The organism is Brevundimonas sp. A19_0 (assembly GCF_017744255.1).
In the GTDB taxonomy this organism is placed as follows: domain Bacteria; phylum Pseudomonadota; class Alphaproteobacteria; order Caulobacterales; family Caulobacteraceae; genus Brevundimonas.
The window spans coordinates 1-25,683 of record NZ_JAGHQP010000011.1 but is presented as its reverse complement, the minus strand read 5'-3'; the positions used below and the strand labels follow the sequence as shown (position 1 = coordinate 25,683).

The window sequence follows — 25,683 nt, the reverse complement described above, 5'->3', positions numbered from 1 at the left end:
AGATCCTTACGAGGCCAGTATCTCGGCCAGTGCCCGTCGCAGCGCCTCGGAGGCCGGCCGGACCAGCGCCCCCGTCACGCAGCGCAGGTCGTCATTGCGGCTGTGGTGGAATTTGTGGTTGCCGAAGAAGCCGGCGGCGCTGGTGTAGCCGGCCCTGAGGATGTTGGTCAGTTCGCCTGCCGAGTTCTCGACCGTGGCGGGATAGACGGCCTCGAGCCCCGGCTGGCCGGCATAGGCGCGGGCGAAACTGTCGGCGACGTCGGGGCTGGCCAGCAGATAGCGCTGGGCGTCCGGGCCGGGCAGGGGACGCAACTCGCGTCCATAGGTGTGCCAGTCCCGCGCCGCCAGATTGGCCCCGACATGCACCCACAACCGGGTGCGCTCGGGCTTCGGCGCGAGCGCCTCGAGATAGTGCTCGCCGCCCAGATTCTCGTATTCATGGCCGCTGATCGCCACGAGCTCGACGTCGAACGGGTCCTGTCGCCGGGCCAGCCAGTGGGCGGCCGCCAGCCAGACGGCGATGCCGGACCCCCGCTCGGCGGCACAGGTGAACCAGCCCGACCGCGGCGTCGACAGCACCACGGCCCTGTCCGCGCCGCGCGCGAGTCGGGCAGTCAGGTTGAAGGCCGGGCGTTGTCCGGCTGTGCCCGACAGCACCAGACGGCCGGTCCGCCCCTCGGCGGCTGCGTTAAGAAAGGGCTCCGACTCGTTCGGGGCCAGCACGGCGATGGGGCCGGCCCCGGGCGGCAGCCGCGCGGGGGCATTGAGCGCCAGGGCGTCGCCGGTCGGCCCTGTCGTGATCAGCACCGCGCCGATCGCCCCCCGGGCCCAGACGTCGTTCAGCCGGGTCTGGATCAGCCCGTCCAGAGCGCTCGACCAGCGTCGTGAGGGCAGTACGATCAGCACGATCCGGCCGTCCAGCCGCCCGCTTCCCCACGACAGGGCGAGCGGCGCGCTCACCCCCTCGGAGTCGGTCGGCGTCACGGGCGCCTGCGGAATGACAGAGGCGGTGTGTCCCTCGATGGTCAGGGTGGCCTGATCGGCATCGAAGAAGGGCGAGACGAACGCGTGCCGGTGGCAGTGAAAGCCCAGCCGGGTCAGCTCGTCCTCTAGCCAGGCGCCCGTGGCCATGTCGCCCGGCCCGCCGGTCGACTTGTCACCAAAGGCGGCATAGCGGTCCAGAATCGTTTGATGCCAGGCGTCGTCCAGAAGGACTTCTCCGGCTGTGGCGAAGGGCGCCAGCCCCGCTGTGCCGGCCCCGAGCAGCAGGCCCCTGCGCGAGGGCCTCACCGGCTTCGTTCCCGCGTTTCGGTACGCTCCGGCAGTCCGGGATCGGACATGGCGGCTTCCCTCCCTTTGGGGCCGATAGCGTCCGGCCCTGATCCTCCCGGCGCCGTTCGGTTCGGCGCTCTGGTGGTCGAAGAGGGGCACGTCAGGTCGGCTGTGTCAAATTTCACTCACGTGAGCGTGAACCAAAATATTTCCTGTTTCGGTGAATAGGGGAGGGATCATGTTGAAATGTCTGAATGTCCGGGAAGTCCGGGCGAAATCGCCCATCTGAGTGAACAGTGAAAACATTCACGCACGTGATAGCGAATGTTGACAGAGGCTGATCCTCGTGTCCCTCTCTGGTCAAACGCTGGCGTTCATGACCGGCGTAGGGAGGGATTTCTATGAAAGCGACACTTCTCGCGTCGGCCTGTGCCGCCGCCACCCTTGCCGTCCTCACCCCGGGCCTCGCCCTGGCGCAGGAGCAGGACCCCGGGACCAACCGCACGCAGGAGCGGGCCACGACGCTGGAGGAGGTGGTGGTCACCGCGACCCGCCGCACCGAGCGCGCCCAGGACGTGCCGATCAGCGTCACGACCCTGTCCCAGGAAGACCTGAACGAGCGCGGCATCGTCAACTATGACGGCCTGGCCATCGCCACTCCGGGCGTGACGCTCAACCGGGCCTCGGCCAACTTCAACAACTTCTCCGCACGGGGCGTGGCCACCAACGGCTATGGCGCCAACCTGCAGAGCACCGTCGCCATCTATCTGGATGAGCTGCCGATCTCGTCGAACGGCAACTCCACGATTCTCGACCCCAGCCTCTATGACGTGGAGCGGATCGAGTTCCTGCGCGGGCCGCAGGGCACCCTGTTCGGCTCCGGCTCGCTGGCCGGCGCCCTGCGCATCCTGACCCACGATCCGGATGCGAGCGGGTTTGATGCCTCGTTCCTGATGGACATCGGCAAGATGAACGAGAGCCACGGCCTGCGTCAGCGCTACAACGCCATGATCAATGTGCCGCTGATCGAGGATCAGCTGGCCATCCGCGTGGTGGGCTTCTCGCGCAATGAAGAGGGCTGGGTCGACAACGTCGGCACCGGCATCGAGGACTCCAACACCCTGATCCAGTATGGCGGTCGCGCCATCCTGCAGTGGGAGCCCACCGACCGCTTCGTCGCCCGGCTGCTGGTCTCGAACGAGGTGTCGAACCCGCACGACTCGTCGCTGACCAACCCCAATCTGGGCGACTTCGTCCGGCGCAGCGACCGCCCGGACCGCTTCCAGAGCGACATGACCAACTACAATGCGACCTTCGAATACCAGTTCGACGGCGCGCGCCTGACCAGCTCGACGACCTTCTCGGACTATACGGGCCTGTTCTACGTCGACCTGGCCGGCAGCTATAACCAGGCCTTCCCGTTCGCCCTCGACGCCGATGCCTGGGACGAGACCTTCGTTCAGGAGACCCGGCTGGTCTCGGATCCCGGCGGCGCCTTCGACTGGTCGGTCGGCACCTTCTACTTCCGCAAGCGCCGGGACGTGGACTACGCCTATCGCTCGAACGAGGACTTCCTGACGTCGCGCCGGATTTCGGGCCTGCCGGACGAATATTACCAGCGCTTCGCCTCGCACTTCATCAGCCACGAGATCGCGGCCTTCGGCCAGCTGACCTATCGCTTCAATCCGGACCTGTGGGCGACGGCGGGCATTCGCTACGGCAAGACCGACGCCCAATCCTTCACGGAAGAGGGCGGTTACAACTCCAACTATCTGACCGTCGCCTACAACTATGCGGCCTATGCGGCCTATTATTTCGGCACCCTGAACGCCAGCAGCATCCCGCTGACCGTCACCGGTCCCTATGCGGCGGCTGAAGGGGTAAAGGTCGAGGAAGAGGGGCCGTCCTACCGGTTCAGCCTGTCGTGGCGCCCGACGCCGTCGATCACGACCTATGCCTCCTATTCGACCGGCTTCCGTCCGCCGATCGTCAACGCCCGGGCCGGTGCGGTCAGCACCATCGATCCCACCGACATCGTCATCCCGTACGGTGCCACCTCGGACGAGCTGATCAACTATGAGATCGGCGTGAAGGGCCGGTGGTTCAACAACCGCCTGTTCGCGGATGCGGCCGTCTACTGGATCGACTGGAACGACATCCAGGTCCAGGCCAACCGCGTGTCCGACTCGATCCAGTTCGCGACCAACATCGGCGGCGCCACCAGCAAGGGGCTTGAGGTCGCCCTGGTCGCCCTGCCGGCGCAGGGCTGGACGGTTGCCGTGAACGGCTCGTGGAACAAGACCGAGGTCGATGACCTGACGGCCTCCGAAGCGGCCATCTCCGGGGCTGTGCTCGGGGCGCCTCTGGCCGGACCCGAGTTTTCGGGCTCGGTGCGCATCAACTACGAATGGTTCCCGACCTCGAACGTGACGGGCAATGCCTCACTGGCGATCTCGCATGTGGGCGGCTATCCGAACGCCTTCCCCAATACGCCGGGCAAGCCGAACATCCCGCTGCCGACCTATGACGAGGTGGACAGCTATACCTTCGTCAACGGCACCCTGGCCTTCGCCTTCGACAACTATGTGGTCGGGGCCTATGTCGAGAACCTGTTCGACGATCAGTCGGTCAACTATGTGCACCCTGAAGCCTTCATCGACGGGCGGTACGGTCGGGTCCGGCCGCGCACCGTCGGGATCCGCCTCAGCTATGAGTACTGATCGATGACGGCATCGTCTCCTGTCGCCCCGGACGCGCGCCCTGCGCGTCCGGGAGCCCGGGCCTGGATCGCCCTCGCCATCCTGTGCTTTGTGTATGTGCTGAACTTCCTGGATCGGCAGCTGCTGTCAATCCTGGCCAAGCCGATCCAGGACGACATGGGCCTGGCGGACAGCCAACTGGGCCTGCTGGGCGGGCTCTATTTCGCGGCCTTCTACTGCATTCTGGCGATCCCTGTCGGCTGGCTGGCCGACCGGACCAATCGCGTCCGGGTGCTGGCCATCGCCTGCGCCCTGTGGAGTGCGGCGACCGCCGCCTGCGGCCTGTCGACCAATTTCGGCCAGCTGGCGGTTTCGCGGATGGCGGTGGGTGTCGGCGAGGCCGGCGGGGTGCCGCCTTCGTACGCCATCATCTCCGACTATTTCCCCTCGGGCACGCGCGGCATGGCGCTCGCCCTGTTCAACCTCGGGCCGCCGATCGGGTCGGCGCTGGGCGTGGCCTTCGGGGCCTCCATCGCCGCCAACTATTCCTGGCGCGACGCCTTCATCTGGGTCGGTGTGGCCGGTGTCGTGACGGCCCTGGTCGTCTGGTTCGGCATTCGCGAGCCCAAGAAGGGCGGGCTGGACGTGGCCCCCGCCGCCGAGCCTGTCGCCGAACCCGTCCCGACCGCGGAAACCGTTGCGGCGCCGCGTGCCGGCTTTGTCGCGACGCTCAGTATGTTCTTCGCCAACTCGACCCTGCGCGGCATCTCGCTGGCCTGCGGCGCGACCCAGTTCGTCACCTATGCCCTGCTGGGCTTCGCTGTCCTGTTCCTGATGCGCGAGAAGGGCATGACTCTGGAACAGGTTGCGCTCTGGTACGCCCTGGTCGTCGGCATCTGCGTCAGCCTCGGCATGCTGATCTCGGGGCGTCTGATCGACATGTTCGCCAAGCGCTCGAAGACCGCCTATGCGTGGATCCCGGCCATCGGCCTGATCATCGCCGTTCCTTTCTACGCTGGCTTTGTCTGGGCTCCGACCTGGCAGATGTCGCTGGCCTTCCTGACCGTGCCGATGGCGCTGAACTACTTCTACCTGTCGCCGTCGATCACCCTGGTCCAGGAGACGGTCCGGCCGGATCAGCGCGTCATGTCGGGCGCCCTGCTTCTGCTGGTCATGAATCTGATCGGACTGGGTCTCGGGCCGACCTATCTGGGCTTCGCCAGTGACTTCTTCGGAGCCAACGGCTTCCCGGACAATTCCCTGCAGATCGCCCTCTACACCCTGATCGCCTTCTATGGGCTGGCGATCGCCATGTTCCTCGGCATGGTCGGCAAGATCCGTCGTCAAACGGCACAGGAGGCCGCACGATGATCCGCGCACTCACCAGTCTCGCCGTGGCGCTGGCGCTCACCGCCTGCGCGACGGCCCCGGCGGGCGCCCAGACGCCGCCGGTCGTCGACGCCCCTGCGGGCCCCGTCCGTGGCGTGGCGCAGGATGGCCTGAACATCTTCAAGGGCATTCCCTATGCGGCGCCGCCCACGGGCTGGCGTCGCTGGCGCCCCCCGGCCGAGATGCGCCGCTGGCGCGAGACCCGCGACGCCACCCAATTCGGCGCCGCCTGTCACCAGCCGGTCGCGCGCGGCGAGAGCATCTATGCGGGCGAAGCCCCGACGATGAGCGAGGACTGTCTGTTCCTCAACATCTGGGCGCCCGAGGACGCCAAAGACGCGCCGGTGTTCGTCTGGATCCACGGCGGATCGCTGGTCACCGGTGCCGGCAGCGAGCCGGCCTATGACGGTGCCCGCATGGCGGCCGAGGGCGTGGTGGTGGTGACGATCAACTATCGCCTCGGCGTGCTGGGCTATCTGGCCCACCCCGAGCTGAGCGCCGAGTCGCGCCAGAAGGTGTCGGGCAACTATGGCCTGCAGGACCAGATCGCCGCCCTGAAATGGGTGCAGGACAATATCGAGGCCTTCGGCGGAGACGCCGACAATGTCACCATGGCCGGCGAGTCGGCGGGCGCGCTCAGCGTCATGTATCTGATGGCCTCGCCCGAGGCCGAGGGCCTGTTCGACAAGGCCATCGCCCAGAGCGCCTATATGCTCTCCATGCCCGAGCTGCGCTCGCGCACCCACGGCGACGTGCCGGCCGAGGGGCTCGGCTGGTGGCTGCAGGGACAGCTGGGACAGACCAATCTGGCGGGCCTGCGGGCCATGGACGCCCAGGCGCTGACGGTCGCCGCCCGTGACGCGGGCTATGCGCCCTTCGGCAATATCGACGGTGTCTATCTGCCGGCCCAGCTGGCCGAGGTGTTCGAACAGGGCAAGCAGGCGCCCGTGCCGCTGCTGGCCGGCTTCAACCAGGGCGAAATCCGCACCCTGCGTTTCCTCGTGCCGCCGGCCCCGGCCGACGCCGCCGCCTATGAGAAGGAAATCCGCGATCGCTACGGCGAGCTGGCCGACACCTTCCTGTCCTTCTATCCGTCCGACGACATGGCCGAGAGTATGCTCGCCACCCCGCGCGACGCCCTCTACGGCTGGACCGCCGAGCGGCTGATGCGGACCCAGACGGCGCTGGGCCAGAACGCCTATATGTACTTCTTTGACCACGGCTATCCGGCCGCGGACGACGCCGGCCTGCATGCCTTCCACGCGGCCGAGATTCCCTTCGTCTTCGGCAACCGCGACCGGACGCCCCCGCGCTGGCCGGCCATTCCGGACACCCCCGTCCACACGGCCATGTCCGATGCCATGATGTCCTACTGGCTCAGCTTCGCCCGCACCGGCCAGCCCGTGGCCGAGGGTCAGCCCGACTGGCCCGCCTATGGCCGCACCGCCAGCTATATGCATTTCGAGGAGACCCCGGTGGTGCGTCAGCGCCTGATGCCGGGCATGTTCGAGCTGCACGAGACGGTGGTCTGTCGCCGTCGCGCCGCCGGCGGGATTCCGTGGAACTGGAACTTCGGCGTCATCTCGCCGCCGCTGCCGCCCGCCGCCCCCGGCTGCCCATGATCGACGGGGATATGCAGGACTATGCCCTGACGCTGGACAAATTCCTCGACCATGCGGCGCGCTGGAGCCCGGACGGTCAGGTCGTCACCGCAGTGGGCGAGGGACGGGTCGAGCGCATCGGCTATGCCGCGCTGCGCGACCGCAGCCGCCGCGTGTCGGCCGCCCTCGCGGGGCTGGGCATCGGCAAGGGCGACCGGGTGGCGACCCTCGCCTGGAACAGCCAGGCCCACGTCGAGGCCTGGTATGCCGTGATGGGCATGGGGGCGGTGTGCCATACGCTCAACCCTCGCCTGACCGAGGCCCAGCTGGTCGCCATGCTGACCCAGTCCGAGGCCCGGCTGCTGATCGCCAGCGCGGACCTGGAGCCGGTCGCCCGTCGCATCGTCAGCCGCGCGCCCAGGCTGGAGCGTCTGCTGGTCATCGACGGCGCAGGGCAGGGGGCTGACCATCTCGAGTCCCTGATCGAGGTGGAAACCGGCGAGGGCGTCGTCTGGGGCGACTTCCCCGAGACCCAACCGTCCGGTCTGTGCTTCACCTCGGGCACCACCGGCGCGCCCAAGGGCGTGAGCTACACCCACCGCTCCAGCTATCTGCACACCTTGCGCCTGCTTCAGGCCGACGTCATGGGCATCACTGCCGCCGACCGGGTGCTGGCCGCCGTGCCCATGTTCCATGCCAATGCCTGGGGCCTGCCGTTCGCGGCGCCGGCCGCGGGCGCGCGCCTGGTCCTGCCCGGCCGCTGGCTGGACGGCGCCAGCCTGGCCCGCCTGATCAACGACGAGGGCGTCACCCTGGCCGTCGGTATCGCCACGGTCTGGCTGGGTCTGGTCGAGCACCTCGACGCCCACGGCGGCGAAACGCCCACCCTCCAGCGCGTGATCGTCGGCGGCGCCCCCATGGCCCCGGCCCTGATGGAGCGCATCGAGCAGCGTCTGGGCGTCACCGTCCAGACCAGCTGGGGCATGACCGAGCTGTCGCCGCTGGGCACCTGCGCGCCGCCGGTGGACCCGAACCGCTCGGCCCAGCTGTCCGGCCGTCCCGCGATCGGCGTCGACCTGCTGATCACCGATGCCGAAGGCCGCGCCCTGCCCGAACAGCGCGAGGCCGAGGGGCATCTGCATGTCCGCGGCGGTGCCGTCATCGACCGCTATTTCGGCCAGTCGGAAAAGGCGACGAGCGACGACGGCTGGTTCCCGACCGGTGACCTTGCCCGGATCGACCGCGCGGGCAATCTGGTCATCACGGGCCGCGCCAAGGACCTGATCAAGTCCGGCGGGGAATGGATCAATCCGGCCGAGATCGAGGCCGTCATCAACGAACACCCGTCGGTCTCGCTGGCCGCCGTCATCGGGCGCACCGATTCCAAATGGGGCGAGCGACCCGTGCTGGTCATCCAGCCGCGCGAGGCCGCTGACGTCAGCGACACCGAACTGCTCGAGACCTTGCGCGGCAGGGTCGCGCCGTGGTGGATTCCCGATACGGTCATCCGCGTCGACCAGATGGCCTTGGCCGCGACCGGCAAGATCGACAAGATGCGACTGAGAGTTGACTATGGCGATTGCTGAACCGAGGCCCAAAATCAAAGCTTCCCGCCAGACCGCTGACTCACCCACGCCTGCGCCCAAGCGCCGCCGCCGGACCAAGGTCGAGCAGCGCGCGGACAAGATGGAGCAGATCCTCGACGCCGCCGAATATCTGTTCTCGGTGCATGGTCTCTATGGCGTCACCCTCAAGGATGTGGCTCAGCGCGTGGGCGTCCACCACACGCTGCTGAACTACTATTTCACCGACAAGAAGAAGCTGTTCGACGCCGTCATCGCCCGCCGGGCCGAGGTGACCAGCACCCTGCGGATGCGCGCGCTCGACGACTATGACGCCGCGACGAAGGGCAAGCCAACGGTCGAGGGGGCCCTGCGCGCCTTCCTCGACACCGACCTCGACCTTTACGGCCAGGGCGGCGAGAACTGGAAGAACTACGGCGCCCTGGGGGCCCAGGTGTCCAACACCCCCTACGGCGCCGAGCTGATGGACTACCACTTCGACCCGGTGGTCCTGCGCCTGATCGAGATCCTCAAGAAGGCCCTGCCGGGTTGCGCCGAGGAAGACATCTTCTGGGGCTACCACTTCGTGACCGGCGCCCTGATGCTCAGCCTGGCCCGCACGGGCCGGATCAATCGCCTGTCCGGCGGTCTCTGCGACGGCGAGGATTTCGAGGCCATAAAGGCCCGCATGGCCAGTTTCATGGCCGCCGGCTTCCTGTCGATCTGCAAGCCGAAGACCGACCCGGGCCCGGCCTAGGCCCATCCATTTTTTCAGTAAGGGGGAGTACAGCCCATGAGGCTCGACGGACGAATCGCGATTGTCACCGGCGCAGGCGGAGGGCTGGGGCGTCAGCACGCCCTGTTCCTGGCCCGCCAGGGGGCCCGCGTCGTGGTCAATGACATGAACGGCGAGGCGGCCGATGCCGTGGCCGCCGAGATCAAGGCCTCGGGCGGAGAGGCATTCGGCGTAGCGGCCTCGGTCACCGATGAAGCGGCGGTCCAGGCCATGGTGGACCGGACCCTGTCGGAATGGGGCCGCGTCGACATCCTGATCAACAACGCCGGCATCCTGCGCGACAAGAGCTTCGCCAAGATGGAGATGGATGACTTCCGTCTGGTGCTGGACGTCCACCTCGTCGGCGCCGCCATCTGCTGCAAGGCGGTCTGGGCGGCCATGCGCGAGCAGGGCTTTGGCCGCATCGTCATGACCACCTCGTCCTCGGGCCTGTACGGCAATTTCGGCCAGGCCAACTATGGCGCGGCCAAGATGGGTCTGGTCGGCCTGATGCAGACCCTCGCCATCGAGGGCGACAAATACGACATCCGCGTCAACTGCCTGGCGCCCACGGCCGCCACCGGCATGACCGAAGGCGTGCTGTCCGACACCGCCCTGCAACAGCTGGATCCGGCGCTGGTCAGCCCCGCCCTGCTGCCGCTGGTCGTCGATGACGCGCCCACACGCGCGATCGTCTGCGCGGGCGCCGGTCATTTCGCCCGGGCCTATGTCACCCTCACCCCCGGCCAGTTCATCGGCGGCGGCCCCGAGGCGGGCGAGCGTCTGCTGGCGGCCTGGGATCAGGTGTCGGATGACCGCGAGGCCCTGGTCCCGGCCTATGGCTTCATGCAGGCCGAGCGCGAGGTCGCCAGCGCCGAGCGCCATGCCATGGCGGACGCGACGACATGACCGCCCTCAGCCGCCGCGGGGCCTTGATCGGAGCGGGTGGCCTGATGGCCGCCTGCGCCACGCGGGGGATGGCCATGGCGTCACCGGACCTGACGGTGATCGTCGACCGGGCCATGGCCGACCGGGCCTCCTCGGTGCTGATCGCCCGGGGCGACGCGGTTCTGGCCGAGCGATATGCGGCCGACTGGCCCGCCGACCGCCCGCGCGAAGTCGCCTCGGTCGGCAAGAGCATGGTTGCCGTCCTGTTCGGCATGGCGCTGGATGACGGCTTCATCGACAGCCTCGACCAGTCTGCGGGGGACTTCGTCCCGGCCTGGCGGGACGATGCCCGCGCCGGCATTACCCTCCATCATCTGCTCAGCATGACCTCGGGGCTGAACGATACGGGCCTCGCCCTGCGCGGCGTGACCGGCGACCAGTTCGCGATCAACGGCGCCGCGCCGCTGGCCCATCCGCCGGGCACCCACTGGGCCTACAATACGGCGGCCTATCACCTGCTGTTCCACATCCTGATGCGCGCGACCGGCGAGACAGTGGAGTCCTATGCGGGCCGCAGACTGCTGGAGCCGCTGGGCATGACGGACACGGTCTGGATCACCAGTGAGGGACAGGGCGGAAACGGCCCGGTCACCAACTACTATTCGGCTGCCTCGACCGCGCGCGACCTGTGGACCTTCGGCCGGATGGTCATGCAGGGCGGCGAGTGGCAGGGCCGCCAGCTGGTGTCCGCCGACTATGTGGCGCGGATGGTCAGCGCCTCCCAGCCGATCAACCGGTCCTACGGCCTGCTCTGGTGGGTGAATGCAGAGGAGGGGCTGGACGTCTTCGGCCGCCCGGGGGGTCGTCGCTTCCCGGCCTCCCCGCACGACACCTATGCCGCCCTCGGCGCCGGGGGGCAGGTGATCCTGATCGTGCCGTCGCGCGATCTGATCATCGTGCGCCAGGGCGACCCGCCCGCCTCGGCCGACTTTGCCGATCGCCTGATCGCCGACACGGTGGCAGCCCTCGGCTGAGGGTCCGCCACACCCGACATCACACGGGCAACCCGAACGCCCTCCGATGCGCTATAGTGAAGCTGTAGCAGGGAGGGTCGATGTCATGATCATGCGGATGAAGCGCACCGCTGGCCTGTGGGCCGCCGTCAGCAGCCTGGCGCTCGTCACGGCCTGCTCGCCCGACCGACGTGATCCGCCGGAGCCGGTCGAGGCGCCGTCGCCCGGCGAGGGGGCCGTCACGGGTGTCTCGATCGCCTACGACTGCGAGAGCGGCAAGAGCCTCTCGGTCATCTACGCCAAGGATCGCACCGCCGCCCTGACCTATGAGGGCGAATCCTATCGCCTGCGTCCGGTCAGTTCGGGCAGTGGCGCCCGCTATGCCGGGCCCGGCCTGGAGTGGTGGTCCGCGAACCGCGACGGCCGCGAGGAAGGCCGCCTCAGCCGCCTCGATGCCGAAGGTCGCCCCCAGGGCATCGAGCTGGAGCGTTGCGTGCGCAAGGGCCAGCCCCTGACCCCTGCCAGCAATCCCCAGTCCATGGCCAAGGCCCCTGCCTGTGCCGGACCGCAACTGGCCCTCGAGATCGAACAGTCCGATGCCGGGGCCGGCAATCGCGGCATGATCCTGTCGCTGCGCAATGCCGGGACCGAGACGTGCAGTATCACCGGCTATCCCGGCGTGACCTTGATGAATGAGGAGGGGCGCCCTGTTGTCAGCGTGCGTGCCGATCCCTGGATGCAGGGCGATCCGGCCGAGCCGCCACATCCGGTCGAACTGGCCGCGGGGGGCAAGGCGTACTTCGACATCGGCTGGAATGTCGTGCCGCACGAGAGCGAGGGCGAGACGCGCTGCCCGGTCACCGAAGGTCTCCGGGTCACGGCGCCCGGCGATACGGCGCCCCTGACGCAGCAGACCGAGATGACCGTCTGCGGCGGGCGCATCAAGGTCGGCCAGGTCCGGGCCACCGAAAACCCGACGCCCGCCAACTGATGCCGAAGGTGTGAGGTCGGGCGGGGCTTTATGCCGCCGTCAAAACCGTCTAGCGGAGCGCCCATGACCGCTTTCCACGACCGCATCGCCGCCGAGCTGGCCGACATCGACGCCCAGGGCCTGACCAAGCCCGAACGGATCATCGCCTCCCGACAGGGGCCGGTGATCGAGGTCGGGGGCCGAAAGGTGCTGAACTTCTGCGCCAACAACTATCTGGGGCTGGCCGGGGACGAGCGCGTCGTCCAGGCGGGCATCAGGGCACAGGAGCGCTGGGGCGCGGGCACCGCCTCGGTGCGGTTCATCTGCGGCACGCTGGAGATCCACAAGGAGCTGGAGCGCGCCATCGCCGACTACCTCGGCTTTGAGGACACCATCCTGTTCGCCGCCGCCTTTGATGCCAACGGCGGCATCTTCGAGCCGCTGTTCGGGGCCGAGGACGCCATCGTCTCGGACAGTCTGAACCACGCATCAATCATTGACGGCGTGCGACTCTGCAAGGCGAAGCGCTACCGCTTTGCCAACTCCGACATGGCCGACCTCGAGGCCCGGCTGAAGCAGGCCCGGGCCGACGGCGCGCGCGACATCATCATCGCCACGGACGGCGCCTTCTCGATGGACGGCTATGTCGCGAAGCTGGCCGAGATCCGCGCCCTGGCCGACAAGTACGACGCCCTGATCATGGTCGACGACTGCCACGCCACCGGCTTCATGGGCCCGCAGGGACGCGGCTCCTACGCCCACTGCGGGGTCAAGGTCGACTTCGTCACCGGTACCTTCGGCAAGGCGCTGGGCGGGGCCATGGGCGGCTTCATCTGCGCGACCGCGCCGGTGGTGGCCCTGCTGAAGCAGCGTGCCCGGCCGTACCTGTTCTCGAACGCCCTCAGCCCCGCCGTCTGCGGCTCGTCGCTCGAGGCCATCCGCATCGCCGCGGGCGAGGAGGGCGACGCCCTGCGCAAGCAGCTGTTCGCCAATGCTGCCCGCTATCGCACGGCCATGACCGAGGCCGGGTTCGACCTGCTGCCGGGCGAACACCCGATCATCCCGGTCATGCTGGGCGACGCGCGCCTCGCCCAGGACATGGCCGCCCGCATGCTGGAGCTGGGCGTCTACGTCATCGGCTTCAGCTTCCCCGTGGTGCCGCGCGGGCAGGCCCGCATTCGGACACAGATGTCAGCCGCCCACACCTTCGACCAGATCGATCAGGTCGTTGAAGCGTTCAAGACCGCCGGCAAGGAACTGGGAGTGATCAAATGACCGACACCATGAAGGCGCTTGCCAAGACCCGCGCCGCCGAGGGCCTCGAGCTGATCGACGCCCCGATCCCCGAGGCCGGTCCCGAGGATGTGCTGATCAAGGTCCACAAGACCGCCGTCTGCGGCACCGACATCCATATCTGGAACTGGGACGAGTGGTCCCAAAAGAACGTGCCAGTACCGATGATCACCGGCCACGAGTTCAGTGGCGAGATCGTCTCGGTCGGCAAGGACGTGGATCGCCCGCTCAAGGTCGGCCAGCGCGTCTCGGCCGAGGGGCACGTCATCGATCTGAACTCCGAGGCGGCCCGCGCCGGCCATTTCCACCTCGATCCGGCCACGCGCGGCATCGGCGTGAACCGCCAGGGTGCCTTTGCCGAATATGTTGTGGCCCCGGCCTTCAACGTCATCGAGCTGCCCGATGACGTCCCCTATGAGATCGGCTCGATCCTCGACCCGTTCGGCAATGCCGTGCACACCGCGCAGCAGTTCGACCTGCTGGGCGAGGATGTGCTGGTCACCGGCGCCGGCCCCATCGGCATCATGGCCGCCGCCGTCGCCCGCCACGCCGGGGCGCGCACGGTGGTCCTGACCGATATCAATGACTTCCGCCTCGATCTTGCGCAAAAAGTTGCGCCGGGCGTGCGCACCGTCAACACGCTCAAGGAAGACCTGCACGACGTCATTCCCGAGCTGGGCATGAAGGTCGGCTTCGACGTCGCCCTCGAGATGTCGGGCAGCCCGGTGGCCTTCAAACAGTGCGTCGACACCCTGATCATGGGCGGCGGCCTGGCCCTGCTGGGCATTCCGTCGAAGCCGATGGAGACCGACTGGGGCGCCATCATCCTCAAGGCCCTGACCATCAAGGGCGTCTATGGCCGCGAGATGTTCACCACCTGGCGCAAGATGCTGGGGCTGCTGAAGGCCGGACTGGACCTTCAGCCGCTCATCACCCACCAGCTGGCCTACGACCAGTACCGCGACGGCTTCGAGGTCATGAAGTCGGGCAAGTCGGGCAAGGTCGTTCTGGACTGGTCGAAGGCCGCCTGATCAGGCGGCCACCAGCCGGTCACCCGTCGCGCGCACCACCACCGCGGCAAAGGCGACCATGCCCAGCACCACCAGGGTCGGCCCGACGATCATCATCGGCGGCACCATGGCCATCAGCGACGGCACGCCCAGCAGCTGGATGGTCAGGCCGATCATCATGACGGGCAGGCCGAGGATGGCCAGACCGGCATGCACCCTGGGCAGCCAGCCCGCCGCCGCCTCGGGCGCGGCGCGGTAGAACAGGCCGTACAGGAATATCGACACCCAGCCGAGCAGGTTGATGTGGGCATGGACGGGCGACAGCAGGAACTGGTGTGTGGCGCCCATGAAATAGCCGAGGCCGACGCCCAGCAGGGCAAAGGCGACGGCCAGACGCAGGAACAGGTTGGACAGTTTCATTTTCAGGTATCCCTCCGACAGGAGAGGCCCGTAAACCGCCGTTCCGCAGTTTGCTCAAGTGAATAGGCAGTCAGCTTTGTGGCTCTATTGGGCCAACATCCGGATCAGCTTCGGTTCAAAGGATTTGGCCTCCGGCCCGGGCAGGGCCTCGGCCAGGCTGCCGTCCTCGAACGCTTCCAGCACCGCCGGATGGATATAGGACGACCGGCACACGGTCGGCGTATTGCCCAGCAGGCCCGACACGGTCCGGCAACAGGCCGTCAGCTTGCGCTTCGCATCGGTTGCCGAGGTCGCGGGCTCGGTCTCGCGCAGCACCCGCGCCGCCGACAGGGTCGCCGCCCAGGTGCGGAAATCCTTGGCCGAAAAGTCCTCGCCCATGGCCTCGCGGATATAGGCGTTGACCGCATCCGAGGTGACGGTCGACAGGTCCCCCTCCGGATCGCGGTACTGGAACACCGGCTGGCCGGGCAGTTCGCGCAGGGTTCGGATCACGCGCGCCAGCCGCCGGTCGCGCACCGACACCTCGTGACTCTGGCCGCTCTTGCCGCGAAAGGCGAAGGTCAGCGAGGCGCCGTCCACCTCCAGATGCCGCTTGTTCAGCGTGGTCAGGCCGTAGGACCGGTTCTGCTTCGCATAGCGGGCATTGCCGATCCGGATCAGGGTCAGCTCAAGCAGCCGCACGACCGTGGCCAGCACCTTGTCGCGGCACGGCCCGCGCTTGTTCAGATCGGCCTCCACCCGCTCGTGCAGCCGGGGCAGGGCGCGGGCAAAGGCCGGCAACCGGTCGAATTTCGACTCCGAGGCATGGCTGCTCCAGTCGGCGTGATAGCGGTACTGCTTCCGGCCCTTGGCATCGCGGCCGATCGCCTGGATATGGCCGTTGGCGCGCGGGCAGATCCACACCTCGGTCCAGGCCGGCGGAATGGCCAGGGCATTGATGCGCGCCCGGACCTTCGGGTCACGGATCACCGCCCCCTTGCGATCCAGATAGGCAAAGCCCTTGCCCGCGCGCCTGCGGGAAAACCCCGTGCGGTCGTCGCTGCACCAGGTCAGCCCCGGCGGCAGGTCTGCTTCGGTATCGCTGAGGAGAGAGGCCGTCATTGCGGCGCGTCGCGGGTCATGGCGGATCGGCAACGCGGCCGTCCGCCCCCCGGTTCCTCCGGCAGAGCTCTAGGCGCCGCCGCCCTCGAAGACCCGCCGGGCCGCCCGGGCAAAGTCATCAGCCGTCGTAAAGCCCATGCTGTCCGGGCGCGTGTCCGAGCATACGCCCCGGACCAACACACCGCTGACCGACCCGGCAACCGTAGGCTCCAGCCACTGGCCCGGCTCCGTATGGACCTCTGTGGGCTGGGGTTGGCCGAACCGATGCGTCGTAGAGACCATGACGCGTCGCCGGAAATTCGTGCAGTCGAGCTGTTCCCGGGTCACCAGATAATCCCAGGTCCGCCCGCTCGGCAGGGTCTGGGTTTCGGCCGCCACGACCACGACGTCCACGGTGCGAAGGGTCCCGTTACGGGTCACGCTGTCAGCGTCATACCCTTGAGCCGAGCCACCCCCGTGCGCCGCATACACCCAGTCCTGCGCCTGTGCTGCCCCGGCGAGCGCCCAGGCGGTGATCGCAACTGCCAGCCACTTCATGGTCGATCCTCGGGATACAGCTGTCCCGGCTCGACCGGGCTTCCATCGGAATTCAGCATTCCCGTCGCGCCCATGCAATGTCATAGCGGACCCCAGTCAGCTTTGGTCAGGATCCCGTCCCGCTCCATGAACTACCGTCACAGCTTTCACGCCGGAAACTTCGCCGATCTGGTCAAGCACGCCCTGCTGCTGTGGCTGGTCGGGCGAATGCAGGCGCGGGGGCCGCTGACCGTCATCGACACCCACGCCGGGGCCGGCCTCTATGACCTGACCGGCGATGCTGTCCGCTCGCGCGAGGCCGAGGCGGGCGTCGCCCGGCTGATGGCCAGCGACACCTTGCCTGCGGCGATCCGGGCTCTGGCGCAGGAAGTCGCGGCCCTCAACCCCGACGGCGGCGTGCGCTTCTATCCCGGCTCGCCCCTGCTGGTCGCCCGGCGCCTGCGCGAGGGGGACGCCTACGTCGGCTTAGAGATGAACCCGCCGGTGGTCGCGCTGCTCAACCAGGCGCTCGCCGACCACCCCCGGGCCTCGGGGCGGGCGGCCGACGGCTATGAGGCCCTGGCCGGTGCGACCGCCAGCGCGCGCGGTCCGCTGGTGCTGATCGACCCGCCGTTTGAACAGGCCGACGACTATCAACGCGCGGCTGACGCGGCCGCCGCGGTGGCCCGGCGCGACCCGACGGCGACCGTCGCCATCTGGACCCCGCTCAAGGACATGGAGACCTTCGACGGCTTCCTGCGCCGCCTGTCGGTCGGCAATCCCGGTCGCGTCCTGGTGGCCGAGGCCCGTCTGCGGCCCCTGACCAATCCCATGAAGATGAACGGCTGCACCCTGGTCATGTTGAACCCGCCGGACGGCGCCGAGGCGGTGGCGCAAGAGGTCTGTGGCTGGGTGGCAGAGACCCTGGGCGACACCGGCGCCCGCGCCGAGGTCTGGTGGGCCTGAGGCCTTGCCCTGACCCCCGCTCATCCCCGCGAAAGCGGGGACCCAGTTCTCTTCAGCAGTTTGTCAGCGGACGGTGTTGGGCGGGCAAAAACTCTGGGTTCCCGCTTTCGCGGGAATGAGCGGAAACCAACCCTCCGATTCAGAGCGTCACACCTTCCTCGGACTTTCAGTCGAACGTCTCGCCCGGCTCGTACAGATTGGGTTCAAAGGTGGCGATGCCCATGATGGGGCTCATGGCCTCCACGATGGCCGGGTGGCGCGTCATGGCCTTCCAGTCCTCACGGCTGGCCCACACGCCATGCACCGCGCAGACCTTGCCGTTCAGGCCGCGATGCAAGGTCGCCGAAACGAAGCCGTCCAGCCCGCGCTGGCGCCCGACCATCACGGTCAGGGCGTCCATCAGCGCATCCTGTCGCGCAGGGTCGCACTTGTAGACATTGATCAGGACGACAGTGTCGGAATCGGCGTCGGACATGGCCGTCCCATAGACCATCCCCCTTACCAAGTCGTGCCTGCCGGTCCATATCGAGCCCATGACCGAGCCTCGAAAGCCCTGCATCGCCATCCTCGAGACCGGCGCGCCACCCTCGGATCTGGCGCCGACCCACGGTCGGTATCCGCAGATGTTCCGGCGCCTGCTGGGCGAGGAATTCGAGACGCGGGGCGTGGATGTGCGCCACAGTCCGCCGCCGGACCCCGAGGCGTTCGACGGCGTGATCATCACCGGCTCGCCCGCGGGCGTCTATGACGGTGACCCCTGGATCGATCGCCTGCTGGACTGGATCGCGTCGGCGAAGGGACGGACCCGCATGGTCGGCATCTGCTTCGGTCATCAGGCCATGGCCCAGGCGCTGGGGGGCAGCGTCGAGAAGTCGGATCGCGGATGGGGCGTCGGCCTGCATCGCTATGACGTCCAGGCGGCCGAGCCGTGGATGCAGCCGCCCCTGTCGACCATCGCCATTCCCGTCTCGCATCAGGATCAGGTGGTCGAGAAGCCTGCCGGGGCTCGTGTGATCCTCGCCAGCGACTTCACCCCCTTCGCCGGGCTCGCCTGGGATGACGATGCCGTCTCCATGCAGTGCCACCCGGAATTCACCCCGGACTTTGCCGCCGCCCTGGCCGAGGGGCGCCGGGACCGCATCGGCGCCGACCGCGTCGATCCCGCGCTGGAAACCCTCAAGGGCGACAATGACCGCGACGCCGTCGGTGCATGGCTAAGGACGTTCCTGCGGGGGTAAACCTCGGTCGTCATCCTCGGACTTGATCCGAGGATCGGTGCCACGCACCCCTTGGTCCGGCGGAACCGCCTGCCCGGACCGATCCTGTGGTCAAGCCACAGGATGACGGACGTTTACGGGTCGGAATCCGTCAGGTGCGCGCCGCGAAAAATCGGCTAGCGTCAGGTCTCAATCCGGAGACCTGCCATGACCCTGACCCTGAATGCCCGTGACCTCCTGCTGGCCGCCCTACTGCTCGCCATCGGCGTGGTGATCGGCCTCGCCTTCAACGCCGCCCCCACCCGCGCCCAGTCCGTCGCGACCGGCAGCTATGTGACCCACAACGGCTCGGTCTACTACTGCCAGGAACGCGCCTGCTATCGCGTCTTCTTCAACAGCTGACCGTCAGGGCCACTTCACCTCGGGCGGCATGGAGCTGAGGATCGCCTCGACATTGCCCCCGGTCTTCAGGCCGAAGGTCGTGCCCCGGTCGTACAGCAGGTTGAACTCGACATAGCGGCCGCGGCGGACCAGCTGTTCCTCGCGCTCGGCATCGGTCCAGGCCTCGCCCATCCGGCCCCGGACGATGTCGGGATAGGCCGCGAGGAAGGCGTCGCCGACATCGCGGGTAAAGGCGAAGTCCGCTGCCCGGTCGCCACTCTCCAGATGGTCATAGAAGATGCCGCCGGTGCCGCGCGGCTCCTTGCGATGGGCCAGCCAGAAATACTCGTCGCACCACGCCTTGAAGCGCGGATAGTAGGTCGGATCGTGCCGGTCACAGGCGGCCTTGTAGGCGGCGTGGAAGGCGATCGTGTCGGGCGCATCCTCGCGCCGGTCCACGTCCAGCACCGGCGTCAGGTCGCCGCCGCCGCCGAACCAGCCCCTGGTCGTCGCAATAAAGCGCGTGTTCATGTGCACCGCGGGCACATGCGGATTGCGGGGATGGACGATCAGGCTGATGCCCGTGGCGAAGAAGCGCGGGTCCTCGGCCGCGCCCGGCACCTGTTTCGCATAGTCCTCGGGGAAGGTGCCGTGCACGGTCGAGCAATGCACGCCCGCCTTTTCGAACAGCCGCCCGTGCAGCATGCCCATGACGCCGCCGCCGCCCTCCGGCCGTTGCCATTCGGTGCGGGCGAACCGGCCCGCCTCACCGGGATAGAGGGCCGGGTCCGCGGCATCCTCCAGTGCTTCCAGCGCCGCATGGATTCGGTCGCGCAGGCCTTCGAACCAGGCGCGGGTTTCGATCTTCAGCGTATCGAGATCGGGCTGCGGGGCGGGGGCGGAGGTGTCCATGGCTGGCTTCTAGTCGATTTTTCCGGACAGGGCAGGGGGCAGGGCGACTTGCGCCGCCCGGTCCTGACCGCGACAGTGCTCCGCATGCAAAGGGAGGCCTCCATGCCGCGTCATCTGAAGTCCTGTGTTCTGGCCGCGACGGCGATCGCGCTGGCGGCGACCACCCCGGCCCTGGCCCAGTCGCCCGAGATCAACACCGCCCGGCGCCTGCTGGCGGCCTCGCCCCTGATCGACGGCCACAACGACCTGCCCTGGGCCCTGCGTCAGGCCTACAACAGCGACCCGCAGGGCGTGGACCTGCGCGTCGACCTGTCGGCCGGCACCCGCCTGCACACGGACATCGCCCGGCTGCGCGCCGGCGGCGTGGGCGGCCAGTTCTGGTCCGTGTACGTGCCCGCCAGCATGACCCCGCTCGAGGCCGCGCGCGCCACCTTCGAACAGATCGATGTCGTGAAGCGCCTGATCGACGCCTATCCCGATGTGTTCGAACTGGCCCTGACCGCCGATGACGTCGAGCGCATCCACGGCGAGGGCCGCATCGCCAGCCTGATCGGCATGGAGGGCGGCTATTCCATCGCCGATTCGCTGGGCCTGCTGCGCAGCTTCCATGACGCGGGTGCGCGCTACATGACGCTGACCCACTCGAAGACCACCAGCTGGGCGGACAGCGCGACCGACGCCCCGCGCTGGGACGGACTCAGCCCGTTCGGCGAGACGGTGGTGCTCGAGATGAACCGTCTCGGCATGATGGTCGACCTCAGCCATGTGTCCGAAGCCACCATGCTGGACGCTATCCGCGTGTCGCAGGCCCCGGTGATTTTCTCGCACTCCTCGGCCCGGGGCGTGACCGGCCACCCGCGCAATGTGCCGGACTCCGTCCTGCGCCTGCTGCCGGAAAAGGGCGGGGTGGTGATGATCACCTTCGTGCCCTCCTTCATCGACGAGGATGTGCGGGCCTGGGGCGCCGCCCAGTCGGCCGAGCGTGCCCGGCTTGAATCGCTCTATCCCGGCGACCCGGAAGCGGTCACCGACGGCATGGAGGACTGGACCGTCAATCACCCGGCGCCGACCGCCGACATCGCCGACATCGTCGCCCACATCGAGCACGTTCGCGACGTGGCGGGCATCGACCATGTCGGTCTGGGCGGGGACTTCGACGGCATCAGCAGCCTGCCGGTCGGCATCTCGGGCGTCGACGCCTATCCGCTGATCATCGCCGAGCTGCTGAAGCGCGGCTGGAGCGAGCAAGACGTGCTCAAACTGACCGGGGGCAACATCCTGCGGGTCATGCGCGAGGTCGAGGCGACGGCCGCCCGCATGCAGCGCGAGGAGTCGCCCTTCCTGATGGCCAACCCTGACGCGTCGGATTAGCCCGCCTGCCGCGCCCACTCCCAGCAGGCGATGCCGGCGCTGACCGCCAGGTTCAGCGACCGCGCGCCGGGCTTCAGCGGAATCAGCACCCGCGCGTCGGCGGCCTCATGCACAGGATCCGGCGCGCCGGTCGGCTCCGACCCGAACAGCAGCACATCGTCCCGCTGGAAGCGGAACGTTGTCAGCGGCTCGGCGCCCTTGGTCGTGAACAGCACCAGCCGTCCGGGCCCGCGATCGCGCTGGAAAGCGTCCCAGTCGGCATGGCGCGTCATATGGCCCAGAGGCCCGTAATCCAGCGCCGCGCGCTTCATGGCGCGGTCGTCGAACCGGAAGCCGGTGGGCTCGATCACATGCAATTCGACGCCGAAACAGGCCGACAGGCGGATGCAGGCGCCGACGTTCTGCGGAATGGCTGGTTGAAAAAGGGCGAGACGCATTCTAAGGCCCTTCTACGCGTGAGCCGGGGGCTTGTCGCGGCTGGTTTTGCGAGTCTTTCTCAAGGCATACGCCGTCTTGCGGCGATGAGCCGCAAATCCGGTCCGTACAGCTGGTGTATGACGTCTCGCGTCAAACTATGACGATACCGTCGATGGCCCGGTCCGGGTCCATCGGGGCCCATGAGAGGTGTGATGTGACCGAATCGGTCGAACTGAACCACGACGGACACGGTGGGGGCGACGACGCCACCCGCCGGGATTTCATTCACATCGCAGCCGGTGCTGCGGCGGTCGGGGCCGGGGTCATGATGGCCTGGCCGCTGGTGAACCAGATGAACCCCGCCGCCGACACCCTGGCCCTGTCGACCATAGAATTCGACCTGACCAAGGTCGCCGAAGGCATGCAGGTGGTCATCAAATGGCAGGGCAAGCCGGTGTTCGTGCGCTATCGCACCCCGGCCGAGATCGAGGAGGCGGTCGATACGCCCCTCAGCGCCCTCAAGGACCCCCAGACCGACGCCGACCGCGTCAAGGCCGGCCATGAGCAGTATCTGGTCGTGATCGGCTCGTGCACCCACCTGGGCTGCGTGCCGACCTTCAATGCCGGGGACTACGGCGGCTGGTTCTGCCCCTGCCACGGCTCGCACTACGACACCTCGGGACGCATCCGCAAAGGCCCCGCGCCGCGGAACCTTGACGTTCCGACCTATGAATACGTCTCCGACACCCGCGTGCGGATCGGCTGAGGACGGACGGACAGACCATGAGCGATCACGAATCCACCTACGTCCCCAAGACCGGCATCGAAAAGTGGCTCGACAGCCGCCTGCCGATCATCCGCTTCGGCGCCGACTATATGTCGCTGCCGACGCCGCGGAACCTGAACTACTGGTACACCTTCGGCGGCATCCTGACGCTCTGCCTGATGGTCCAGATCGTCACCGGCATCGTGCTGGCCATGCACTATGTGCCCAATACCGAACTGGCCTTCGCCTCGGTCGAGCGCATCATGCGTGACGTCAATGGCGGCTGGCTGATCCGCTATGTGCACGCCAACGGCGCGTCGATGTTCTTCATCGCCGTCTATCTGCACATGCTGCGCGGCCTCTACTACGGCTCGTACAAGGCCCCGCGCGAGATCATCTGGATCCTCGGCTGCGTGATCTTCTTCCTGATGATCGCCACGGCCTTCCTCGGCTACGTCCTGCCCTGGGGCCAGATGTCCTTCTGGGGTGCCGAGGTGATCACCAACCTGATCGGCGCCATCCCGGTCATCGGGGAGCCGGTCCTGATCTGGCTGCGCGGTGGTCCGGCGATCGACAACGCCACGCTCAACCGCTTCTTCTCGCTGCACTATCTGCTGCCGTTCGTGATCTTCGGCGTGGTCGTGCTGCACCTGTGGGCGCTGCACACCTCGGGCCAGAACAACCCCGCCGGCATCCTGATCCCCAAGGAGCGGACGCCCAAGGACACCCTGCCGTTCCACCCCTATTTCACGGTCAAGGACGGCTTCGCGATCATCCTCTTCCTGATCCTGTTCGCCGTGTTCGTCTTCTACATGCCGAACGCCCTGGGCCACGCCGACAACTACATCCCGGCCAACCCGCTGCAGACCCCGGCGCACATCGTGCCCGAGTGGTACATGCTGCCCTTCTACGCCATCCTGCGGGCCATTCCGGACAAGTTCGGCGGCGTGCTGGCCATGTTCGGTGCCATCGGCGTGCTGTTCATCCTGCCCTGGCTGGACACCTCGCGTGTCCGCTCGATGCGCTACCGCCCGACCATGAAGGTCTTCTTCCTGATCTTCCTGGTGGTCGGTGTCGGCCTCGGCTGGTGCGGCGCCCAGCTGCCTGACGCCCAGGTCGTGCCCGGCATGCCCAGCTTCCAGCTGCTGGACGGCCAGCTGAACAGCTATCTGTGGTTGACCCGCCTGCTGACCGGCTACTACTTCGCCTTCTTCTTCATCATCATGCCCTGGGTCGGTCTCAAGGAGACCCCCCTCCCGGTGCCGCACTCGATCTCCGAGCCGGTGCTTGACGGTGGCATCCCCGAGAAGAAGGGCTGATCGTCATGACCATTCAAAACGGGACCCGCTCCGCCGTGTTCAAGATCGTCGCCTCGGCCGTCGCCGCCCTCAGCCTGGTTGCCATGGCCGCTCCGGCCACCGCGGCGGGCGGCGGAGCCAAGCATCCGCGCTCGGGCGGCTTCAGCTTCGAGGGGCCGTTCGGCACCTTCGATCAGGCCCAGCTGCAACGCGGCTACAAGGTCTACCGCGAGGTCTGCGCCGCCTGTCACGGCATGCAGCTGATGTCGTTCCGGAACCTGGGCCAGCCTGGCGGACCGTTCTATGACGCCCACGAAAAGTGGTCGCCGGCCGACAACCCCTACGTGCGCGCGCTCGCGGCCGAGGTCCAGGTGCCGGACATCGACACCGAAACCGGTGAGCCGATCATGCGCCCGGCCACCCCGGCGGACCACTTCCCGAGCCCCTACGCGAACGCCACAGCCGCCGCGGCGGCCAACGGCGGCGCGGCCCCGCCCGACCTGTCGGTGATGGCCAAGGCCCGTCACGACGGCGCCAACTACATCTACTCGCTGCTGTCGGGTTATGTGCCGGCGCCCGAGGGTCTGAAGATGGCTCCGGGCCAGCACTACAACCCCTATATGGCCGGCGACCTCGCCCCCTTCTGGAGCGGCGATCCCGACCACGTGCCCCCCGGCGGCTTCATCGCCATGCCGGCGCCGCTGTCGGACGGTCAGGTGACCTATGACGACGGCTCGCCCCAGACGGTCGACCAGTATTCCCAGGACGTCGCCGCCTTCATCGCCTGGGCCTCCGATCCCCACGCGACCGAGCGCAAGCGCACCGGCTTCGGCGTGCTGATCTTCCTGCTGCTGTTCGCGGGCCTGACCTACGCCAGCTACCGCCGGATCTGGAAGGGCATCGCCCACTAGGGCCCGCTGCTTCCACACCGACTGAATGACCCGCCGGGGCGCGCTCCGGCGGGTTTTTCGTGCCTTGTAGCGAGGGTGAAAAAGTGCTTTAATATGCAAAGCAACGGGAGGGTTGGTCATGATGTCTGCGTCCCTGAATTTCGCATCGGCGCGGCGGCCCCTGCGCGCCCTGCTGGCGGCGGCGATCCTCGGCACGGCCGCCCTGGCCGGGGCCGCGCCGGCCCTGGCCCAGGCGGTCTATCCGCAGGGCACGGCCGAACAGCGCGAGGCCATGCAGGTGCTCGACTGGATGGACGGCGAATGGGTGGGCGAGGCGACCATTCTGGCCGGCCCCGGCGCCCCCATGACCCATCCCCATACCGAGCGGATCGGCCCCATGCTGGGCGGATCGATCAAGGTGATCGAGGGCCGCACCGCCAGCGACGACGGCACCGCCGCCTTCAATGCCTTTGCCGTCATCTCCTGGAGCGAGGAGGGCGGCTATGTCATGCGCTCCTATGCCAACGGCCAGGCGGGCGACTTTCCCCTGACATCCACACCCGACGGCTTTTCCTGGACGACACCCAGCCGGGGCGGCGAGCTGCGCTATGTCACCACCTTCCGCGATGGGGAGTGGGTCGAGATCGGCACCTTCGTCATGCCCGACCGCCCGCCCATGCCCGTCGTCGAATTGCGCCTCCGCCGCCGCGGCGACACCGACTGGCCCGCCGCCGACCCGGTGCTGCCGGAGTAGGGTGCGGTTCCCGTCTCCTCCCCATCTTCGATAGGGAGGAGATAGAGAAACCCGTCATCCTCGGGCTTGACCCGAGGATCGGTGCCGCCCGCGACGGGAGATGGTCTGCATGGACCGATCCTCCGATCAAGTCGGAGGATGACGATGGGCTAAAGGGCACAGCTATGAAAGCCGCCCCCGAATTCCCCCGCCCTTTCAACAC

25 protein-coding genes are annotated in these 25,683 nt (G+C 67.8%); 18 read left to right on the top strand and 7 right to left on the bottom strand.

What is annotated here, in order from left to right; all coding sequences use genetic code 11:
• Positions 1 to 6 precede the first annotated feature (6 nt).
• On the bottom strand, positions 7 to 1,290 hold the full coding sequence (locus J7346_RS10640) for a hypothetical protein (protein WP_209119918.1): 1,284 nt from the start codon (positions 1,288 to 1,290) through the stop codon (positions 7 to 9).
• A 383-nt stretch (positions 1,291 to 1,673) separates the two neighbouring features.
• Between J7346_RS10640 and J7346_RS10635 the strand changes: the two genes are divergently transcribed.
• The 10 genes from J7346_RS10635 (at position 1,674) to tdh (ending at position 14,493) form a co-directional block, all read left to right on the top strand.
• Positions 1,674 to 3,992, top strand: a complete 2,319-nt coding sequence (locus tag J7346_RS10635; RefSeq protein WP_209119917.1) for a TonB-dependent receptor — start codon at positions 1,674 to 1,676, stop codon at positions 3,990 to 3,992.
• Between the two features lie 3 nt (positions 3,993 to 3,995).
• A complete protein-coding gene (locus tag J7346_RS10630; RefSeq protein WP_209119916.1) occupies positions 3,996 to 5,342 on the top strand; it encodes an MFS transporter in 1,347 nt (448 codons plus the stop codon).
• On the top strand, positions 5,339 to 6,982 hold the full coding sequence (locus J7346_RS10625; protein ID WP_209119914.1) for a carboxylesterase family protein: 1,644 nt from the start codon (positions 5,339 to 5,341) through the stop codon (positions 6,980 to 6,982). The genes J7346_RS10630 and J7346_RS10625 overlap by 4 nt, the downstream gene beginning before the upstream one ends.
• A complete protein-coding gene (locus J7346_RS10620) occupies positions 6,919 to 8,547 on the top strand; it encodes an AMP-binding protein (RefSeq protein WP_348521496.1) in 1,629 nt (542 codons plus the stop codon). The genes J7346_RS10625 and J7346_RS10620 overlap by 64 nt, the downstream gene beginning before the upstream one ends.
• Positions 8,548 to 8,647: 100 nt before the next feature.
• Positions 8,648 to 9,280 carry a TetR/AcrR family transcriptional regulator gene (locus J7346_RS10615; RefSeq protein WP_245157806.1) on the top strand — a complete coding sequence of 211 codons (633 nt, stop codon included), beginning with the start codon at positions 8,648 to 8,650 and terminating at the stop codon, positions 9,278 to 9,280.
• A gap of 36 nt (positions 9,281 to 9,316) precedes the next feature.
• Positions 9,317 to 10,207 (top strand): SDR family NAD(P)-dependent oxidoreductase, encoded by an 891-nt coding sequence (locus J7346_RS10610; RefSeq protein WP_209119912.1) that lies wholly within the window; start codon positions 9,317 to 9,319, stop codon positions 10,205 to 10,207.
• Positions 10,204 to 11,220, top strand: coding sequence for a serine hydrolase (locus J7346_RS10605; RefSeq protein WP_209119905.1), 1,017 nt, complete (start codon positions 10,204 to 10,206; stop codon positions 11,218 to 11,220). Before J7346_RS10610 ends, J7346_RS10605 begins: the two co-directional genes overlap by 4 nt.
• A gap of 97 nt (positions 11,221 to 11,317) precedes the next feature.
• The gene (locus J7346_RS10600) at positions 11,318 to 12,190 is read left to right on the top strand and encodes a DUF4232 domain-containing protein (RefSeq protein WP_209119903.1); all 873 of its coding nucleotides are present in this window, start codon (positions 11,318 to 11,320) and stop codon (positions 12,188 to 12,190) included.
• Positions 12,191 to 12,253: 63 nt separating this feature from the next.
• Positions 12,254 to 13,444 carry a glycine C-acetyltransferase gene (locus J7346_RS10595; protein WP_209119902.1) on the top strand — a complete coding sequence of 397 codons (1,191 nt, stop codon included), beginning with the start codon at positions 12,254 to 12,256 and terminating at the stop codon, positions 13,442 to 13,444.
• A gap of 8 nt (positions 13,445 to 13,452) precedes the next feature.
• On the top strand, positions 13,453 to 14,493 hold the full coding sequence (tdh, locus tag J7346_RS10590) for an L-threonine 3-dehydrogenase (protein WP_348521499.1): 1,041 nt from the start codon (positions 13,453 to 13,455) through the stop codon (positions 14,491 to 14,493).
• Here the strand turns inward: tdh and J7346_RS10585 are convergent, their stop codons facing one another.
• From J7346_RS10585 to J7346_RS10575, 3 genes are all read right to left on the bottom strand, one after another.
• Positions 14,494 to 14,892: a hypothetical protein gene (locus tag J7346_RS10585; RefSeq protein ID WP_209119899.1), complete on the bottom strand. Its 399-nt coding sequence runs from the start codon at positions 14,890 to 14,892 to the stop codon at positions 14,494 to 14,496. It abuts the gene before it with no gap.
• Between the two features lie 84 nt (positions 14,893 to 14,976).
• Positions 14,977 to 15,993, bottom strand: coding sequence for a DNA topoisomerase IB (locus J7346_RS10580; RefSeq protein ID WP_209119898.1), 1,017 nt, complete (start codon positions 15,991 to 15,993; stop codon positions 14,977 to 14,979).
• A gap of 69 nt (positions 15,994 to 16,062) precedes the next feature.
• Positions 16,063 to 16,530, bottom strand: a complete 468-nt coding sequence (locus J7346_RS10575; RefSeq protein ID WP_209119897.1) for a surface-adhesin E family protein — start codon at positions 16,528 to 16,530, stop codon at positions 16,063 to 16,065.
• 126 nt (positions 16,531 to 16,656) lie between these two features.
• Between J7346_RS10575 and rlmJ the strand changes: the two genes are divergently transcribed.
• A complete protein-coding gene (gene rlmJ / locus J7346_RS10570) occupies positions 16,657 to 17,475 on the top strand; it encodes a 23S rRNA (adenine(2030)-N(6))-methyltransferase RlmJ (RefSeq protein WP_209119896.1) in 819 nt (272 codons plus the stop codon).
• A 166-nt stretch (positions 17,476 to 17,641) separates the two neighbouring features.
• Here the strand turns inward: rlmJ and J7346_RS10565 are convergent, their stop codons facing one another.
• Positions 17,642 to 17,950, bottom strand: coding sequence for an antibiotic biosynthesis monooxygenase family protein (locus tag J7346_RS10565; RefSeq protein WP_245157801.1), 309 nt, complete (start codon positions 17,948 to 17,950; stop codon positions 17,642 to 17,644).
• A 58-nt stretch (positions 17,951 to 18,008) separates the two neighbouring features.
• On the opposite strand from J7346_RS10565, the gene J7346_RS10560 reads away from it, so the two are divergent.
• Together J7346_RS10560 and J7346_RS10555 are read left to right on the top strand one after the other, a co-directional pair.
• On the top strand, positions 18,009 to 18,713 hold the full coding sequence (locus tag J7346_RS10560; protein ID WP_209119894.1) for a homoserine O-succinyltransferase: 705 nt from the start codon (positions 18,009 to 18,011) through the stop codon (positions 18,711 to 18,713).
• A gap of 186 nt (positions 18,714 to 18,899) precedes the next feature.
• A complete protein-coding gene (locus tag J7346_RS10555; RefSeq protein ID WP_209119893.1) occupies positions 18,900 to 19,094 on the top strand; it encodes a hypothetical protein in 195 nt (64 codons plus the stop codon).
• A gap of 3 nt (positions 19,095 to 19,097) precedes the next feature.
• Here the strand turns inward: J7346_RS10555 and hemF are convergent, their stop codons facing one another.
• Positions 19,098 to 19,985 (bottom strand): oxygen-dependent coproporphyrinogen oxidase, encoded by an 888-nt coding sequence (gene hemF, locus J7346_RS10550; RefSeq protein ID WP_209119892.1) that lies wholly within the window; start codon positions 19,983 to 19,985, stop codon positions 19,098 to 19,100.
• A 102-nt stretch (positions 19,986 to 20,087) separates the two neighbouring features.
• On the opposite strand from hemF, the gene J7346_RS10545 reads away from it, so the two are divergent.
• Complete coding sequence (locus J7346_RS10545) at positions 20,088 to 21,356, top strand: dipeptidase (protein WP_209119891.1); 1,269 nt, start codon at positions 20,088 to 20,090, stop codon at positions 21,354 to 21,356.
• Here the strand turns inward: J7346_RS10545 and J7346_RS10540 are convergent.
• On the bottom strand, positions 21,353 to 21,793 hold the full coding sequence (locus J7346_RS10540) for a tRNA (cytidine(34)-2'-O)-methyltransferase (RefSeq protein ID WP_209119890.1): 441 nt from the start codon (positions 21,791 to 21,793) through the stop codon (positions 21,353 to 21,355). The two genes, J7346_RS10545 and J7346_RS10540, sit on opposite strands and share 4 nt — an antisense overlap.
• Before the next feature lie 194 nt (positions 21,794 to 21,987).
• Between J7346_RS10540 and petA the strand changes: the two genes are divergently transcribed.
• From petA to J7346_RS10520, 4 genes are all read left to right on the top strand, one after another.
• The gene (petA, locus tag J7346_RS10535; RefSeq protein WP_348521495.1) at positions 21,988 to 22,539 is read left to right on the top strand and encodes a ubiquinol-cytochrome c reductase iron-sulfur subunit; all 552 of its coding nucleotides are present in this window, start codon (positions 21,988 to 21,990) and stop codon (positions 22,537 to 22,539) included.
• A gap of 17 nt (positions 22,540 to 22,556) precedes the next feature.
• Positions 22,557 to 23,858 (top strand): cytochrome b/b6, encoded by a 1,302-nt coding sequence (locus tag J7346_RS10530; RefSeq protein WP_209119888.1) that lies wholly within the window; start codon positions 22,557 to 22,559, stop codon positions 23,856 to 23,858.
• 5 nt (positions 23,859 to 23,863) lie between these two features.
• Positions 23,864 to 24,748 carry a cytochrome c1 gene (locus J7346_RS10525; protein ID WP_209119887.1) on the top strand — a complete coding sequence of 295 codons (885 nt, stop codon included), beginning with the start codon at positions 23,864 to 23,866 and terminating at the stop codon, positions 24,746 to 24,748.
• Positions 24,749 to 24,866: 118 nt separating this feature from the next.
• Positions 24,867 to 25,481, top strand: coding sequence for a DUF1579 domain-containing protein (locus J7346_RS10520; RefSeq protein ID WP_209119886.1), 615 nt, complete (start codon positions 24,867 to 24,869; stop codon positions 25,479 to 25,481).
• The last annotated feature ends 202 nt before the right edge of the window (positions 25,482 to 25,683 follow it).

Bases quoted from the DNA above. Each gene is read 5' to 3' on its own strand.
- J7346_RS10610 (WP_209119912.1), top strand. From the start codon at position 9,317: ATGAGGCTCGACGGACGAATCGCGATTGTCACCGGCGCAGGCGGAGGG.
- rlmJ (WP_209119896.1), top strand. From the start codon at position 16,657: ATGAACTACCGTCACAGCTTTCACGCCGGAAACTTCGCCGATCTGGTC.
- J7346_RS10615 (WP_245157806.1), top strand. From the start codon at position 8,648: ATGGAGCAGATCCTCGACGCCGCCGAATATCTGTTCTCGGTGCATGGT.
- J7346_RS10530 (WP_209119888.1), top strand. From the start codon at position 22,557: ATGAGCGATCACGAATCCACCTACGTCCCCAAGACCGGCATCGAAAAG.
- J7346_RS10540 (WP_209119890.1), bottom strand. From the start codon at position 21,793: ATGCGTCTCGCCCTTTTTCAACCAGCCATTCCGCAGAACGTCGGCGCC.
- J7346_RS10555 (WP_209119893.1), top strand. From the start codon at position 18,900: ATGACCCTGACCCTGAATGCCCGTGACCTCCTGCTGGCCGCCCTACTG.
- J7346_RS10545 (WP_209119891.1), top strand. From the start codon at position 20,088: ATGCCGCGTCATCTGAAGTCCTGTGTTCTGGCCGCGACGGCGATCGCG.
- J7346_RS10635 (WP_209119917.1), top strand. From the start codon at position 1,674: ATGAAAGCGACACTTCTCGCGTCGGCCTGTGCCGCCGCCACCCTTGCC.
- hemF (WP_209119892.1), bottom strand. From the start codon at position 19,985: ATGGACACCTCCGCCCCCGCCCCGCAGCCCGATCTCGATACGCTGAAG.
- J7346_RS10600 (WP_209119903.1), top strand. From the start codon at position 11,318: ATGAAGCGCACCGCTGGCCTGTGGGCCGCCGTCAGCAGCCTGGCGCTC.
- J7346_RS10575 (WP_209119897.1), bottom strand. From the start codon at position 16,530: ATGAAGTGGCTGGCAGTTGCGATCACCGCCTGGGCGCTCGCCGGGGCA.
- J7346_RS10525 (WP_209119887.1), top strand. From the start codon at position 23,864: ATGACCATTCAAAACGGGACCCGCTCCGCCGTGTTCAAGATCGTCGCC.
- J7346_RS10630 (WP_209119916.1), top strand. From the start codon at position 3,996: ATGACGGCATCGTCTCCTGTCGCCCCGGACGCGCGCCCTGCGCGTCCG.
- J7346_RS10580 (WP_209119898.1), bottom strand. From the start codon at position 15,993: ATGACGGCCTCTCTCCTCAGCGATACCGAAGCAGACCTGCCGCCGGGG.
- J7346_RS10565 (WP_245157801.1), bottom strand. From the start codon at position 17,950: ATGTCCGACGCCGATTCCGACACTGTCGTCCTGATCAATGTCTACAAG.
- J7346_RS10560 (WP_209119894.1), top strand. From the start codon at position 18,009: ATGACCGAGCCTCGAAAGCCCTGCATCGCCATCCTCGAGACCGGCGCG.
- J7346_RS10595 (WP_209119902.1), top strand. From the start codon at position 12,254: ATGACCGCTTTCCACGACCGCATCGCCGCCGAGCTGGCCGACATCGAC.
- J7346_RS10520 (WP_209119886.1), top strand. From the start codon at position 24,867: ATGATGTCTGCGTCCCTGAATTTCGCATCGGCGCGGCGGCCCCTGCGC.
- J7346_RS10585 (WP_209119899.1), bottom strand. From the start codon at position 14,892: ATGAAACTGTCCAACCTGTTCCTGCGTCTGGCCGTCGCCTTTGCCCTG.
- J7346_RS10625 (WP_209119914.1), top strand. From the start codon at position 5,339: ATGATCCGCGCACTCACCAGTCTCGCCGTGGCGCTGGCGCTCACCGCC.
- tdh (WP_348521499.1), top strand. From the start codon at position 13,453: ATGAAGGCGCTTGCCAAGACCCGCGCCGCCGAGGGCCTCGAGCTGATC.
- J7346_RS10605 (WP_209119905.1), top strand. From the start codon at position 10,204: ATGACCGCCCTCAGCCGCCGCGGGGCCTTGATCGGAGCGGGTGGCCTG.